The following is a 15,133-nucleotide window of genomic DNA, read 5'->3' as shown; positions in this document are numbered from 1 at the left end:
AAACCGATTTCCGTAATCGTTTATAGATTCATAACTTGAGATTATATTTCTACAAAACTTAATTTCATTTATGGGGGTGCTACTTTAGCAAATTAAGCATGCGGTCAAGGATTCATTCGGATTACTTTGAAAACATAAGGGGGAGAAAAAATGAAAAGGATAAAAAAGTGGTTATCATTGGGATTGGTAGTAGTGCTTGCTTTTGCACTTGCAGCATGTAACAACAAAGAAAGCAGTGGCTCTGGAAGCGGTGGCAAAGGCTCTGATGAGCAAATTGAGTTAAACTTCTGGTCATTCGGGGCAACAGGCTATGACAAGCTAATTGAGGAATATGAAAAAGAACATCCTAACATAAAAATTAAATTCAAAACTTCTGAAACAGCCGATCATCATGATGCATTATTTACGGCATTATCAGCAGGAAGTGGTGCTCCTGATATTGCGCTTTTAGAGCTAGACCAATTAGATCGTTTCAAAGCGGCGCAAGACCGTTTCAATAACTTATATGACTTAGGTGCGAAAGATGTCCAAGACAAATACCTTGAATGGAAATGGGATGGTGGAGCAAACCTTGATGGTGACTTCTTAATCGGTCTTCCAACAGATATTGGTCCTAAAGCATTATACTATCGTACAGATGTTTTTGAAGCAGCAGGTTTACCAACTGAACCAGAAGAAGTTGAAAAGCTAATTAGTTCACCAGAAGCATTTGTTGAAGCAGCGAAAACAGTAAAAGAGAAAACTGGAAAACCATTTGTCGACACAATTGAAATGGCATATCGTGCATATTTGGATACTGCTGAAGAAGCATACTTGAACCCAGAAGGTGAACTTATCGCTGATAAAGAAGGCAGCGAAGTGAAAAAGGCTTATGATTTTGCTGCTGAATTATGGGAAAAAGGCTATGTTGGACCAGCTGAAATGTGGTCTCCTGAATGGAGCAACGGTGTGAAAAACGGTGACTTTGCGGTGGCGTTGGGTGCTGGTTGGTTTAAAGGTTGGTTAAAAGACAATGCTCCTGAAGCATCAGGAAAGTTCAGAGTAGCAAACTTACCTGAAGAATTCGCAGCAAACTGGGGAGGTTCTTACCTTTCTATACCAAAAGAAACTGAGCATGCACAGGAAGCATATGACTTCATTGAATGGTTAGTAGCACCTGAACAACAATTAAAATCATTCCAAGATGCTGGATTATTCCCATCTGCGGTTGAAGTCTATGATATGGAAGAATTCAAATCAATGGAAGATGAATTCTTTGGAGGACAAGTTTCATCTGTTGTGTTTGCAAAAGCAGCACAAGATATCCAAGGATTACCTTTCAAAGGTGAGAAATACTTCCCAGTTCATGAAGCAATTACAAATGGGTTACTGAATGTTCAAACTGGTAAAGACCCAGAAAAAGAATGGGAAGCTGGCATTAAGAAAGCAAAAGATTTATTAAGTAGATAATTAAACTCTTGGGGTATGGGTTCCTTGGTGATTCCATACCCTACTTTTGAAAAAGGAACGGGGAGTGAAAATGAACTCAATAAAGGAAAAGGAAGTTAAACAAAATCTTGCATCCGTGAAAAATACGAAACAGAAAAAACAACTTTCTGAAGAAAAGAAAGATATGATATCTGGGTATCTATATATAGCGCCATTCTTTATCATATTTGCTATTGTAGGACTTTATCCAGCTTTATTCAGTATTTATTTAGCCTTCCAAAAGTGGAATGGTCTAGCGCCAATGGAATTTGTAGGACTTGATAACTTTGTTGTTGTTTTAACCGATCCATTATTTTGGAAATCAATTTATAACACAATAATTATTGGTTTAATGGGTACTGCTCCTCAATTAGTTGTAGGGATTATTTTAGCCTACTTATTAAATTTATCGTTCCTCAAGTTTCGAAATTTCTTCAGAGTAACGATCTTCATGCCTTATATCACGTCAATGGTTGCTGTAGCCCTTATCTTTAGCGTGTTATTTAGTAATAGTGAATCTTCAATAGCGAACTATGTGATTGGCTTATTCGGCTTTGAACCTGTTAGCTGGCAAGCATCTGAGTGGGGAACAAAGATTGCCATCTCAATCATGGTATTTTGGAGATGGGTTGGTTATAACACGATTATCTATTTAGCGGGAATACAAAGTATTTCAAATGATTTATATGAGGCTGCAACAATTGATGGGGCAAATAAATTTCAACAGCTCATCCATATTACGATGCCGCTGTTAAAACCATTTATTGTTTTAAATGTGTTCTTTTCAACTGTTGGAGCACTACAACTATTTGCTGAACCAACAGTATTCTTAGGAGCGAATGCATTCTCAAGGGAAGAAGCAATGACAGTTGTTATGTACTTATATCGTGATGCATTTAGTCTTCAATCATTCGGTACTGCATCAGCTACGGCATTGATTTTATTAGTTATCATCATTATTTTCTCGGCCGTTAATACGTATCTTACTTCTGGTGCGGGTAAAAAGCGGAAGGAGGCAAAGTTATGAGTCAAGAGGTCGGAGTAAAGAAAAATTCAATAAGTCGAATTTTTATCTATTTATTCTTAACGGTATCTGCGGTCTTATCGATGTTTCCGTTTTATTGGATGTTTGTCATGGCGACAAGACCAAGTTCCGCTTATAATTCTATTCCTCCTACGATAACGCCAGGAAATTTGCTTGTAGAAAATTTTCAAAAGGTTCTTGAGCAAATAGATTTTTTCGGGGCAATGTGGAATACAATTATACTTTGTACAACAGTTACATTAGTAGTTTTGTTAATTAGCTCGTTAGCTGGATTTGCGTTTGCGAAATTCAAGTTTCCGGGGAAAAACATACTTTTCCTTTCTATTTTATTAACGCTTGTCATTCCGCCTCAATTGGGGTTAATACCACAATATTACTTAATTTCGAAAGCGGGATTATTGGATACTTTACAAGGAGTTATGGTTCTATCATTTCTTAATCCATTAGGGATTTTCTTAATGCGTCAATATGTTAGCAACTCTGTACCAGATGAGCTAATCGAAGCCGCTAAGCTTGATGGCTGCTCAAACTTTAGAATCTATCGCAGCATTGTTTTACCTATTATTCTACCAGCCTTTGCAACTTTAGGAATTATCGTCTTCACTGCTGTTTGGGGAGAATTCCTATGGCAATTTACGGTTCTCAGAGACCCAGATATGTATACGATTCAGGTTGCACTGGCATCATTAAGCACTGGTTATAAAGTGGACTTCGGTATGATTTTATCTGGTGTATTCTGGGCAACTGTACCATTGATTATTATTTTCTTATTCTTTAACAGATTGTTTATCTCAAGTATTACTGAAGGTGCAGTTAAATAGAAAAGCGGAAACGACTGGTCAGCCCCGACAAGCATAAGACGCGAAAGAAATGAAGGTGTACTTTACCTTCAATTCTTTCGTGGCTTATGACCTCGAGGGGCTAGGAGTTGGAGCTAGACAAGAAGAAAAGCGGAAACGACTGGTCAGCCCCGACAAGCGCAAGACGCGAAAGAAATGAAGGTGTACTCTACCTTCAATTCTTTCGTGGCTTATGACCTCGAGGGGCTAGGAGTTGGAGCTAGACAAGAAGAAAAGCGGAAACGACTGGTCAGCCCCGACAAGCATAAGACGCGAAAGAAATGAAGGTGTACTTTACCTTCAATTCTTTCGTGGCTTATGACCTCGAGGGGCTAGGCTCAGAAGCTAGACAAGGTAGAAAAGCGTAAGTGCCTCTAACAGCGACGTATAAACTGGTGGAATACTTCCTTACCTGATAATGACAAAAATAGAATTGAAGGAACCATGATTTATTAGTAATCTAATTTTAAATGAAAAACTATTACGAAGGCATAGAAGGGATCACAATGAATTTAACAATAAAAGATATAGCAAAAATGGCGGGTGTATCCCCAGCAACGGTTTCAAAAATTATTAATAACTATAGTGGCATAAGTGAGAAAACAAAGAAAAAGGTAATGGATATAATCGGTGAAACCGGGTACCAGCCGACCTTTTCTGCGAAAGCACTTGCTACAAAAAAGTCAAATTTGATTGGATTAATATATGCCGGCAAGGTAAATGTAGATTTTACCCATCCATTTTTTAATGAGGTTGTGACTTCATTTAAAAAGACGATTGGAAAATTAGGTTACGATATTATCATGTTTTCAAATGAACGGTTTTATCAGGATAATGGGAGCTATTTGGCAAGATGCAGGCATTTTCATGTTGACGGATGTTTGATTATCGCTGGTGAGGAAATAGAGGATGCTATCTATGAATTAGATGAAACAGACATTCCTTGTATAGGGATCGACTTAAAGCTTCATGGGCCAATGTCAAGCTATGTCATGACAGATAATATTACACTATCAAGTAAGGTGGTTCAGCATCTTTATCTTCATGCGATAAGAGATATTGGCTATATAGGTGGCAAACAAGATTCTGCGATTGCAATCTATCGCGAGCAAGGATATCTTCAAGCAATGAATTCACTTGGGCTTGAAATTAATAAAGACTGGGTACAATATGGAGATTTTCATGAAGAAAGCGGCTATGAAGCAATGAAACGAATCCTTCAATCGAAAACATATCCGGAAGCAATTTTTGCAGCATCAGATATGATGGCATTTGGAGCGATTCGTGCAATTAAGGAAAGTGGAATGCGTGTCCCACAGGATATAAGAGTTATAGGCTGTGATGATATTGATGCTTGCCGATATAGCGCACCACAGCTTACGACGATTAAACAGGATAAAGATCGCCTCGGTCGATTAGCAGCAAATATGCTAAATGATTTAATTAACGGAAAATCACAATTAAGTCCAGTGTTTATTGACTCAGAGTTAATCATAAGAGAATCATGTGGTAGTAAATAAAATTGATTTGATTAAAAAAAGGCTCTTTTTTAAAATAATGCTTCTTAAGCTACACTATGGAAAATTGATAGAAAATGTAAGAGTGACTGTTGTGGGAATCAACCAAAACGACAACTCATATAAAGCAACATAGTTTACGAAAACAATCTTAAAAATAGAGAAACGACGTTGTGATAACAGACAGAATTAGTGGGGGATTATGATGGCAATTATAAAATTTCCAAAAGAGATGAGATGGGGAGCGGCAACAGCTGCATACCAAATTGAGGGTGCGGCAAAGGAAGATGGAAGAGGGTTATCGATTTGGGATACCTTTTCACATACTCCAGGAAAAGTATTAAATGGGGATAATGGTGATGTAGCGTGTGATAGCTATCATCGCTATCATGAGGATATCCAATTAATGAAGGAACTCGGAATTGATATTTATCGATTCTCAATATCCTGGCCACGAGTTTTTCCAGCTGGAACAGGGGAGGTCAATGAAAAAGGGTTGCAATATTATCATGATTTCGTTGATGCATTAATCGAAAATGGCATCGAGCCAATGTGTACGTTATATCATTGGGATCTTCCACAGGCTCTTCAAGATACAGGTGGCTGGGCTAATCGTGAAACAATTGAGGCATTTGCAGAATATGCAGAGTTCATGTTTCAGCAGTTTAATGGAAAAATAAAAAAATGGATTACTTTAAATGAACCATGGTGTGTTTCCTTTTTATCAAACTATATAGGCGCACATGCCCCGGGAAATAAAGACTTACAATTAGCTTTGACTATTTCACATCATCTCCTTCTTGCGCATGGTAAAGCAGTCGCACGCTTTCGAAAATTAGATGTGGAAGGTGAAATTGGATATGCACCAAATATGGAATGGTATGAGCCATTCAGTTCAAAACAGGAAGATATTGATGCATGTAACCGAGCACTTGCATATTTTATTGAATGGTTTATGGACCCGGTATTTAAAGGGAGCTATCCAGAGTTTATGGTCGATTGGTTCAAGAAAAAAGGTGCGGTATTAACAATTGAAGATGGCGATATGGAGACGATTCATCAGCCAATCGACTTTTTAGGAATTAATTTTTATACAGGGTTTGTTGGACGCTATAAAGAAGGAGAAGATCTTTTTGACCTTGAAAGAATTGATATCGGGTTTGAAAAAACAGATTTCAATTGGAATATTTACCCTGAAGGATTTTATAAAGCATTAACAAAGGTGAAAGATCAATATGGAGCGATTCCAATTTATATTACTGAAAATGGAGCTTGTTATAATGACGGGGTCGAAAATGGTCGGGTGAAGGACACGAAGAGAATTGACTACTTAAAACAGCATTTAACATCATTAAAGAGAAGCATTGATGCTGGAGTCAATGTTAAAGGCTACTTAACATGGTCATTAATGGACAATTTTGAATGGGCTGAAGGGTATGACAAACGATTTGGCATTATCCACGTTGACTTTAATACATTAGAAAGAACGAAAAAAGATAGCTATTACTGGTACAAGCATATGATAAGTAACGGCTGGTTTGATATGTAAATCAAATTGGGGACAGTCCCCAATGTATTCTATTAAAGGATATTGCTCTTATTATAACTGAAGGCAATGTTAATTATTCGGGAAGCACGCTTAAAATATCTCCATTTTATATTTTGTATTAACACTAAAAAGCAAAATCACGTCTCAATAGGCGTGATTTTTTTATATTGAATTTCCTGTCAAGAAGCAATTTTTATTTTATTAGAATGGAATTGGAAGTGATTGTAAATAATAAGAAAACAGTGCCTGAGAGAAAATAGAAAGGGATGTTACATTCATAAAAGAAATACGAAAGAATAGGAAGCAATGACTATGACAAGTAAAATTGAGGCGATTTTTTGGAGTATAGCATTACCAGGTTTTGCACAAATATTAAATGGAAAGTATGCAAAAGGTTTCCTTTTTGTAATTTTAGAATTTATTGTTAATGTGAATGGCAACTTTAATTTAGCGATTATGGCCAGTTTCTTAGGGGATATGGAGCGTGCTTTTCAAGTTGTAAATTTCCAATGGCTGATGTTTTATCCTTGTTTATATATGTTTGCGATGTGGGATGCATTTAAAGATGCGGAAGGGGAAGCCTCGCCATATTCGTTTTTTCCGTTCGTTTTTGGGGCATATTTTATTACAGTCGGACTTATGTATTCACCTAAATTTAAAATAAATGGCGTTAGCTTAGGGCCGGTTTTTCTCCCCATGCTTTCACTCGTGCCAGGATTAATTATCGGCTTTATTATTTGGAGTATTTTAAATCGTATAAATAAAAATAAAAAAGCTAAATCACCCTAAAAAAACCAGTACCTTTAACGAATTGTGTATGAAGGAATTGGTTTTTTTATTTTTATTATTAATGATAAAGCGTATAATACTGAAATTAGTCTAAAATACTCTATTTTTAAATAAGATATTCGAGGATACTACAAAATATAGCAATTAAATTTTAAGGAAATAGATGAAAATACAACTCGTATTTCTGTTAAAATAAACCAAAGAGCACCTTCTTTTGATTTTGGCTGTTTTTGTAAACTTTGTTGCTTTTTATTCGTAGTCGTTTTGGTTGATTTTCGCTTCAGTGCTCGCTTTCCCCGGGGTGATGTACATCTCCGTATAAACACCTGTGGGGTCTCACCTATTCCACACATCTAAGCATAAAAATCGCCACTAAAGCTCCAATCACCCTTAACATTGTTTATAAAAACAACAATATTTTAGAATAAAGAATGATTTTGGGCTTTGGAAAACAGGCTATTATTTATATATTTGCAGGAGGAATTCCATGACAAACACAAAACAACTCATCGATAAAACCTTTTATGAGACGTTTTTAACAGATGTAGAGCAAGGAGTACCAACTGCTCAGCTGTTAGGTCAAGTATATTTTACGGAACAAAATAAAGAGGATAGCTTTGATCTATCCTTTATTCGATATGCTCAAGGGGAAATTTATTACCAATATCAAGATTATGAAGCAGCAATATTTAAGTGGGAAAATATTGATAATGAACTAAAGCCATGGGCTGACAAGAACATCGGGGATGCTTATTATCGATTAGGCCTGCTTTCGGCGGCAGAAGAAAAATATCTAGCGATTGCAACTGATGATGTACCATTGAAAATAGAGGTTGCTCTAAAATTGTTTACCCTTTATCAAGAAATCGATAAATATGAGAATGCATATGAAACGATAAAAAATGCTATTTTGCTAGACCCAGATTATCCTCAGCTTACGAAGATTGCGCGGAGCTTTTATGAGGAAAGACATGACGTGGAGAATGCAGTCACACTTGCTGTGAAGGAATCCGTTCGGACTGAGAGGGAAGAGTGGTTTTCGGTTCTGATTACATATGTAAAGGCTGGGGATACGAAGCAGTTCCAGCCCGAGTTCTTTGCAGAAGCACTTCTAACCTTTTATGAGGTTGATAAACACTCATTCGTCCAATTCGTAACTGCGTTGTGGAACAGTTATCAAAATACTGATTTCTATTTAATTTGGTTACGAACTGTGAATGATTTGTTCTATTCTGTGAAGGTAGATATCGAGGAATTTCAATGGGATGAAATGGTCGAACTCTTTGAAAATACGTTTATTGAATTAACAAAAGGTGATTATTACTTAAATGAATTACATGATGTGATTCCGAATTTAATCGCTAATTGGTTAACACTATCAAAGCCTGAAAATGGGTTATTCCCATCAGCAACAGTTTTAGCGTGGAATGAATTATTTCCTGGGACTGTGCTTCCAGATGCAGTGTATAAAGCAGAGGGAATTATTTTTGATGCGGAAAATAATGAGAGCGGGCTAGAGAAGGCGATCACTTTATTTGACACGATTTGTGAATGGGCAGAAAAGCATGCGATTGAGGTTGATTATAAGCTTCGCTGGTGGCTTGAGGAGCTTATTCATCCACAATTAAAGAATCATTTCTTACTTGCAGGAAAAGCTGGAAGCGGAAAAACAACGTTTATCCATTCATTATTAGGAGAACAGCTGTTCAAGGGGAGTACAACATCATTCGTTATTCTTCAAGACGGTGATGAGCTCCAAATGAAACGAATTACAGGAACAGATGAACAAGACATTCAAAATAGCCAATATTTACAAAACTTTATGAACAGCCAAAAAAACGAGCTGTTCCAAGTGAAACGTCCTTGTATTTTATTACATGAGCAGCAATGTGCAATCATTGATACTCCGCCGATTAATATCGATAGTGAGTCACGAAAGCTCTTGTTAGATCAATTGCTTTTAGTTGATGGGCTGCTTTATGTCATCGACAGTGCGACTTCATTATCTGAGAGAGAAGTCGATTTCTTAAGCCAAGTGAAAAACTTTGCTCCAGAACTTAAAGTGCATTTTATTTTAAATAAAGCTGATTTAATTCCTAGTGATGCCGATACACAACAGCGTATGGCAGAAATAAAAGCGACTATTGCTAGCATTTATCCGGATGCAGATGTGTTACCATATACATCACTTCACCCATTTGGAGAGCAATTTACTAGGTTGAATAGCTACCTAACAACACATTTTCCATATGATGTTAAACAAAAGCAAGTGACCCGGGCAGCAAAAGTACAAACACTTGTCCGCAATTTATTGGCAGACTTATTGCAAAAACGAGTTGATATGGAAAAAGGTTTAATAGATTTGATTCAATGGAATGAAGAATTATTAGGAAGATTAAAAGGATTTACAAATAGACTTTCAGACATCCAGCAGGAAAAAGCACAGGCTATTGCTAACTCTTATCGGGCATTAATTGACGAAGGCAAAGAAGAGCTTAAAGAGACGATACCAAAATTATTAAAAGAAGCTGCTGATTTAATTAAGGAAGAAAGTGACTTTAAACGAATTCATATCACGCTGAATGATCATATGAATGCGACTCTTAAGGAATACTTTGAGGGAATATTCCTTCCAAGCATGTGTGATAAGTTCGAAAATTGGGTAAAGGGCTCACATGATGAATTGCTTAATAGTCAATCTTATTTAATTGACATGAAAGAAAGCTTTAATGAAATTTATCAAATCGATAAGCTAAAATTAGATTGTAAATTTGCGATATTGGAAGATTGGCGTCGTGATATTAATCGGATGACAGGTCGTATCATGTATGAAAAAGAAAACATTCTTCTTAAGAAAACACCTGCACAAATGCTTTTAAAAGGCGCAGGAAAGCTTTTCGGTGCTATCAACCAAAACAAAGCGATGCTAGTAAACCAATATCGAAAATATGTTGAGCATGAAACATATGAAGATGTCATAGATTCGATTACAAATAAAGTATTTTTACCATTTTCATTATTTGAAAAAGGAATAAATCAAGATATTGCTTCATTTTTCCGGGAACCAATTCAAGAAGTAGACGATGTCATTAAGGAAATCGAAGCAGAGATTGCTAATGGAAAACATGAATTAAATGAAATGAAGGTTTCCCCACAATTCTTTTACGATCCGTTAAAGCTTTTTGAAGTGAATTTATTGCAACAGGAGTTTATGCTCCAAGCGAAAAAGGATTATAGTAGAAGTTTGTAATGAAATATGATGGAAGGGGCTGGTCGTTATAGACCAGTCCTTTTTTTAATTCGATTTTTCGATTTTAAAGGGGGAGGCGATCTTTGAATTAAAAACAACAAAATGTTAGAAAAGAGTTAAAGCTAAAGATTAATTAATTCTATTTTCAATATTTAAGGAATATAATAGTAGATATGGGTTTATTACATAATGAGGAGATTCGATTCATGATGAAGTTTTTTACAGGAAGAGCAAAACGAATTAGTATTATTTTGCTTGTTATTATCATCATTGCTTTAATTCCAACACCTTACTATTTATATCAGCCAGGTCCCATAGAAGAGCTAGAGCCAAGAGTGACAATCGAAGATGCCCATAAAAGTGAAAAGGGAAGCTTTAATTTAACCACTGTTTTATCTATAAAAGCAGTAAATCCATATGTTCTAGCATACGGACTTGTCGCACCACATACAGACATCATGAAAGAAGAGGTCGTAAAAGGTGATTTATCTGATGATGAGTATAACGATTTATTGAATTTTATGATGAAGGATTCAAAACAAAATGCATTAGTTGCTGCGTTTACAGAAGCCGGGGAAAAAGTAGATATTGATTACCATGGAATTTTTATTAGTCAAATTTTAGAAGGCGCACCTGCAAAAGACGTGCTAAAGGTCGGGGATGTGATCACACAGCTTGATGGACATAAATTCAATGAACTGGAAGAATTCACTTCCTATTTGGCCAAAAATAAACAGCCAGGAGATAAGGTTGATCTTGTTATCAAACGCGATGGGAAAGAAATTAAGGATTCGGTTGAATTAATTGCGGTGGATAAAACAAATAGAGCAGGAATAGGCGTAGCAATCGATGAGGATTTCACAGCAAATATTTCGCGAAAAGTAAAAATTGAAAGTGAAGATATCGGTGGTCCTTCTGCTGGATTAATGTTCTCACTTGAAATTTTAAACCAGCTGACAAAAGAAGATTTAACAAAGGGCTACAAAATAGCGGGAACTGGTACAATTGATCATAAAGGTAAAGTTGGACAAATTGGGGGAATTACACATAAAGTAACAGCAGCAAATGAAGAGGGTGCTGATATCTTTTTTACCCCGAAGGATTTAACAGAAACTGATAGCAATGAAAAAGATGTATTAGAGGAAGTAAAGAAAAATCATTATGATATTGACATTGTTCCTGTTGCGACATTGTCAGAAGCAGTAGACTATTTAATGAAGCTTGAAGAGAAAAAATAAATGAAAGAAAAAAATTAACAAATTAGGTTTATCTTTGTAAAAATACGGGTATTTAGTTTATAACCGTATCCCCCCAGAGATACTTTCAACCTGAAAAACCTTGAGAAACCTCCATGAACATGGGGGTTTTTTCAATTAAAAAGCGTCCAAAGCAATATATTAGAGGCTTTGAACGCTGATAAATGCTGCTTATTTATTTAATTTGTGCTTTCCTGCTCAACATTTAATGGTTCAGGTCTAACGCAAGTACTTTCCATTAGATAATGTGTGCTAGTTTCAGATGATACATGGAAGCCATGCATCGCTTCCAAAACATGATAAGCTAGCTGGCCATTGGCACGGAATGATTTCCCGTTAAGAATGGCTGTTGCCATATCTGCAACACCTAATCCTCGGCTATTTTGTGAAAAGCCATATGAAAGTGGAATTTCAGTAAACTCTTTTTCATCGCGTTTGCGAATTTTAACAGGGCCACCAAATGTATTTGGGTCTGGAACGAGCAATGTACCTTCACTTCCATAAATCTCGATTGGCGGTAGTGTTGAACCACCAAATGCATCAAAGGTTGTCGTTAATGTCCCGATGGCACCTGAGGAGAAATCAATTGTACCAGCAATATGTGTTGGTGTGTTTACTTTAATCGTTTCTCCAGCTTTTGGCTGACTTGTAATCAAACGTTCTGGGTAACTAATACGCGCAGAGCCTGAGATGCGTTTGATCGGTCCTAAAAGTGATACTAATGCTGTTAAATAATATGGTCCCATGTCAAACATTGGGCCGCCGCCGATGTCGTAATAAAATGCAGGATCTGGATGCCAATGCTCATGGCCGCGGCTAATCATAAACGCTGATGCGCCAATTGGAGTTCCGATTTCACCTTGTTCAATAAGGTGAATTGCTGTTTGGATTCCAGCGCCTAAAAATGTATCAGGAGCACTTCCTACTAAGCGGTTTTGCTTTTTCGCAGTTTCAAGAATTTGTTTCCCTTCTTCACGCGTTACAGCAAGTGGTTTCTCTGTGTATACGTGCTTTCCAGCTTCAAGTGCTTGTAAGCAAACAGCTGCATGTGCTTTCGGAATCGTTAAATTAATAATGAGGTCAATTTCTTTGTCTTGTAAAATTTCATCAACTGAGCATGCCTTAGGGATTCCGTATTTCTCTGCCTGCGAAACTGCTCGTTGTTCATCTAAATCAGCACAGGCGATGAGCTCGAGATGGTCAAAGTTTTTGCAGTTTTCCATGTAAATCGAGCTAATGTTTCCACATCCGACAATTCCAACTTTTAACGTTTTCATCTGTTTACGCTCCTTTTTTCGTGTAATAGCAGTAAATGAACCTTTTAGATGAAGCAAGTGAGAAAACTACTGCTAGGAATTTTTTATCCGTGCAAAATCTTTGATGGGAAATCTTCTGTTTGATGTCTAACTGTTAATTACTATCTCCCATACCTGTATAGGAACGACCATTTCCAATGCTACCAACACTAGCAAGATTTTTCACACGTTCCTTTCCAGAAGCAGCCCATAAGAAGCCTCGACGCATGATAAGAGATACCTCAGGCATTGCGACAATATTGGCTTGATGTCCTAATGAATTATAAAACACATGTCCATGCCCCCAGCGTTTCGTCCAAACGACTGGCATATCGACAGCTTTATTCGTTGCATGTGGTCCATCGACAACAGGGAAACGAGTTGTCGCAAGTACTTCAACGGCTGGATCAATGTGCAAATAATATTGCTCACTAACGACTTTAAAATCAGTCATGCCTTCTAATAAAGGACTAGTCGAATGCTTAATATTTACCATATATTCAACTCCATCATTTCCGGGGTGAGCGACCCAATTGCCACCAGTCATAAACTGCCAGTCTACGTTATTTCGAAATGAGTCACACATGCCTCCATGACAGCCAGCTAAGCCAACTCCATTCATGACTGCTTCAGAAATATTGAGCACGTATTTTTTATCAATTTCGCCCATAGTCCAATGAGGGACAATTAAATCCAAGGAAGCTAACTTCTCTGGATCCGCATAGGCATCTAGTGTATCAGACACCTCAACATTGAAATTCTCGTCCTCTAAGATTCCTTTGAAAATTTCTGCAACTTGCTCAGGCTGATGGCCATCCCAGCCCCCCCATACGATTAAGGCATTTTTTTTCATGTGAATTCGGCTCCTTTTTCTTATATTTCTAGCAAATTAAATTTCATAGAATGAATAAAATTAGATTTTAGTAGACTGTTTCTAAATAATATCTAAACAGAGATATCTTATACTTCTGCAATCGAAATCCATTTTCGTTTTTCGATTGATTGGTCTACTGCTTCTAATACTTCTTGACATTTCACCCCGTCACGGAAGTTAGGTACAGGTTGACGATTTTCTTTGAAAGCTGTCATTAATTCAACAACTTCATGAATAAACGTATGCTCATATCCAATCGTATGACCTGGTGGCCACCAGTTTTCAGCGAATGCATGTGCAGGATCTGTTGCTAAAACACGACGGAAGCCTTGAACATCCTCTCTGTCATCCGTGAAGTAAACTTGTAATTCGTTCATTCGTTCAAAGTCAAAAATGACGCTCCCTTTACTTCCATTAATTTCAAAGGAATTTGTGCAGCGATGTCCGGAAGCGTAGCGAGTGGCTTCAAAGCTACCTAATGCACCATTTGCAAAGCGTGCCAGAAAAAGTGTTGCATCATCAACTGTCACTTCACCCTTTTCATCACTATCATTACCTGTTGCGGATAAGCCAGTCATTTTTGTCGGAATTGGTCTTTCTTTAATAAATGTTTCGCTCATTCCAATGACTTCGGTAATATCTCCAATTAAATAGTGGGCTAAATCTATTAGATGTGCACCAAGGTCACCGTGTGAGCCCGATCCGGCAATTTCCTTTTGTAATCTCCATGCTAATGGAAAGTTAGGGTCAACGAGCCAATCTTGCAAAAACCATGCACGGAAATGATAGATTTCGCCTAATTTGCCTTCTTCAATTAATTTTTTTGCAAGCATGACAGCTGGGGCAAAGCGATAATTAAATCCAACCATATGCTTTACACCAGCTTCCTCAACTGCTGACAACATTTCTCTTGAATCCTCTAATGTAAGCGCTAACGGTTTTTCGCAAAATACATGCTTTCCAGCCTTAGCTGCGGCAATCGTAATCTCTTTATGTACATCACTAGGTGCATTAATATCAACTAAATCAATATCATCTCGATCTAATAACGTTTTCCAATCTGTTGAATATTCCTCCCAGCCAAATTGCTTTGCTGCCTGGGCTACATCCTGTTCATTACGTCCACAAATGACCTTCATTTCTGGACGCAATGTATCTGGAAAAAAGAGAGGAAGATCCTTATAAGCGTGACTATGTGCTTTACCCATAAACTTATAACCAATCATGCCAACATTAATAGATTCCATCAAAT

General features: G+C 37.1%; 11 protein-coding genes. 8 read left to right on the top strand and 3 right to left on the bottom strand.

What is annotated here, in order from left to right:
• The first annotated feature begins 150 nt into the window (after window positions 1-150).
• The 8 genes from ACTJJ9_RS03550 (at window position 151) to ACTJJ9_RS03515 (ending at window position 11,694) form a co-directional block, all read left to right on the top strand.
• A complete protein-coding gene (locus ACTJJ9_RS03550; RefSeq protein ID WP_440768452.1) occupies window positions 151-1,449 on the top strand; it encodes an ABC transporter substrate-binding protein in 1,299 nt (432 codons plus the stop codon).
• Window positions 1,450-1,519: 70 nt separating this feature from the next.
• Window positions 1,520-2,494, top strand: a complete 975-nt coding sequence (locus tag ACTJJ9_RS03545; protein WP_095298656.1) for a carbohydrate ABC transporter permease — start codon at window positions 1,520-1,522, stop codon at window positions 2,492-2,494.
• The gene (locus tag ACTJJ9_RS03540) at window positions 2,491-3,333 is read left to right on the top strand and encodes a carbohydrate ABC transporter permease (protein ID WP_095298657.1); all 843 of its coding nucleotides are present in this window, start codon (window positions 2,491-2,493) and stop codon (window positions 3,331-3,333) included. Before ACTJJ9_RS03545 ends, ACTJJ9_RS03540 begins: the two co-directional genes overlap by 4 nt.
• A 524-nt stretch (window positions 3,334-3,857) precedes the next feature.
• Window positions 3,858-4,871, top strand: a complete 1,014-nt coding sequence (locus ACTJJ9_RS03535) for a LacI family DNA-binding transcriptional regulator (protein ID WP_095298660.1) — start codon at window positions 3,858-3,860, stop codon at window positions 4,869-4,871.
• A 202-nt stretch (window positions 4,872-5,073) separates the two neighbouring features.
• Entirely contained in the window at window positions 5,074-6,417 is a 1,344-nt protein-coding gene (locus ACTJJ9_RS03530; RefSeq protein ID WP_174880332.1) for a GH1 family beta-glucosidase, read from the top strand.
• 306 nt (window positions 6,418-6,723) lie between these two features.
• Window positions 6,724-7,206: a hypothetical protein gene (locus tag ACTJJ9_RS03525; RefSeq protein ID WP_440768451.1), complete on the top strand. Its 483-nt coding sequence runs from the start codon at window positions 6,724-6,726 to the stop codon at window positions 7,204-7,206.
• Between the two features lie 487 nt (window positions 7,207-7,693).
• Window positions 7,694-10,456 carry a dynamin family protein gene (locus ACTJJ9_RS03520; protein WP_440768450.1) on the top strand — a complete coding sequence of 921 codons (2,763 nt, stop codon included), beginning with the start codon at window positions 7,694-7,696 and terminating at the stop codon, window positions 10,454-10,456.
• Window positions 10,457-10,662: 206 nt separating this feature from the next.
• Complete coding sequence (locus tag ACTJJ9_RS03515) at window positions 10,663-11,694, top strand: SepM family pheromone-processing serine protease (RefSeq protein ID WP_440768449.1); 1,032 nt, start codon at window positions 10,663-10,665, stop codon at window positions 11,692-11,694.
• Window positions 11,695-11,891: 197 nt separating this feature from the next.
• On the opposite strand, the gene ACTJJ9_RS03510 is transcribed toward ACTJJ9_RS03515, so the two are convergent.
• The 3 genes from ACTJJ9_RS03510 to ACTJJ9_RS03500 all read right to left on the bottom strand — a co-directional run bounded on the left by ACTJJ9_RS03510 (window position 11,892) and on the right by ACTJJ9_RS03500 (window position 15,128).
• Complete coding sequence (locus tag ACTJJ9_RS03510; RefSeq protein WP_145580693.1) at window positions 11,892-12,989, bottom strand: Gfo/Idh/MocA family protein; 1,098 nt, start codon at window positions 12,987-12,989, stop codon at window positions 11,892-11,894.
• A 133-nt stretch (window positions 12,990-13,122) separates the two neighbouring features.
• A complete protein-coding gene (locus ACTJJ9_RS03505; RefSeq protein WP_145580694.1) occupies window positions 13,123-13,860 on the bottom strand; it encodes a ThuA domain-containing protein in 738 nt (245 codons plus the stop codon).
• Window positions 13,861-13,967: 107 nt separating this feature from the next.
• Window positions 13,968-15,128 carry a Gfo/Idh/MocA family protein gene (locus tag ACTJJ9_RS03500; protein ID WP_095298673.1) on the bottom strand — a complete coding sequence of 387 codons (1,161 nt, stop codon included), beginning with the start codon at window positions 15,126-15,128 and terminating at the stop codon, window positions 13,968-13,970.
• Between the last annotated feature and the right edge of the window lie 5 nt (window positions 15,129-15,133).

The sequence above is a fragment of the Metabacillus sp. 22489 genome (assembly GCF_052044855.1).
GTDB lineage: Bacteria > Bacillota > Bacilli > Bacillales > Bacillaceae > Metabacillus > Metabacillus niabensis.
Note: the sequence above shows the minus strand (reverse complement) of the source record. Positions and strands in the feature narration are given on the sequence as shown.

What these genes read in the sequence shown, in the direction of transcription:
- ACTJJ9_RS03535 (WP_095298660.1), top strand. Translation starts at nt 3,858, where the DNA reads ATGAATTTAACAATAAAAGATATAGCAAAAATGGCGGGTGTATCCCCA.
- ACTJJ9_RS03525 (WP_440768451.1), top strand. Translation starts at nt 6,724, where the DNA reads ATGACTATGACAAGTAAAATTGAGGCGATTTTTTGGAGTATAGCATTA.
- ACTJJ9_RS03500 (WP_095298673.1), bottom strand. Translation starts at nt 15,128, where the DNA reads ATGGAATCTATTAATGTTGGCATGATTGGTTATAAGTTTATGGGTAAA.
- ACTJJ9_RS03540 (WP_095298657.1), top strand. Translation starts at nt 2,491, where the DNA reads ATGAGTCAAGAGGTCGGAGTAAAGAAAAATTCAATAAGTCGAATTTTT.
- ACTJJ9_RS03505 (WP_145580694.1), bottom strand. Translation starts at nt 13,860, where the DNA reads ATGAAAAAAAATGCCTTAATCGTATGGGGGGGCTGGGATGGCCATCAG.
- ACTJJ9_RS03510 (WP_145580693.1), bottom strand. Translation starts at nt 12,989, where the DNA reads ATGAAAACGTTAAAAGTTGGAATTGTCGGATGTGGAAACATTAGCTCG.
- ACTJJ9_RS03530 (WP_174880332.1), top strand. Translation starts at nt 5,074, where the DNA reads ATGGCAATTATAAAATTTCCAAAAGAGATGAGATGGGGAGCGGCAACA.
- ACTJJ9_RS03520 (WP_440768450.1), top strand. Translation starts at nt 7,694, where the DNA reads ATGACAAACACAAAACAACTCATCGATAAAACCTTTTATGAGACGTTT.
- ACTJJ9_RS03545 (WP_095298656.1), top strand. Translation starts at nt 1,520, where the DNA reads ATGAACTCAATAAAGGAAAAGGAAGTTAAACAAAATCTTGCATCCGTG.
- ACTJJ9_RS03550 (WP_440768452.1), top strand. Translation starts at nt 151, where the DNA reads ATGAAAAGGATAAAAAAGTGGTTATCATTGGGATTGGTAGTAGTGCTT.
- ACTJJ9_RS03515 (WP_440768449.1), top strand. Translation starts at nt 10,663, where the DNA reads ATGATGAAGTTTTTTACAGGAAGAGCAAAACGAATTAGTATTATTTTG.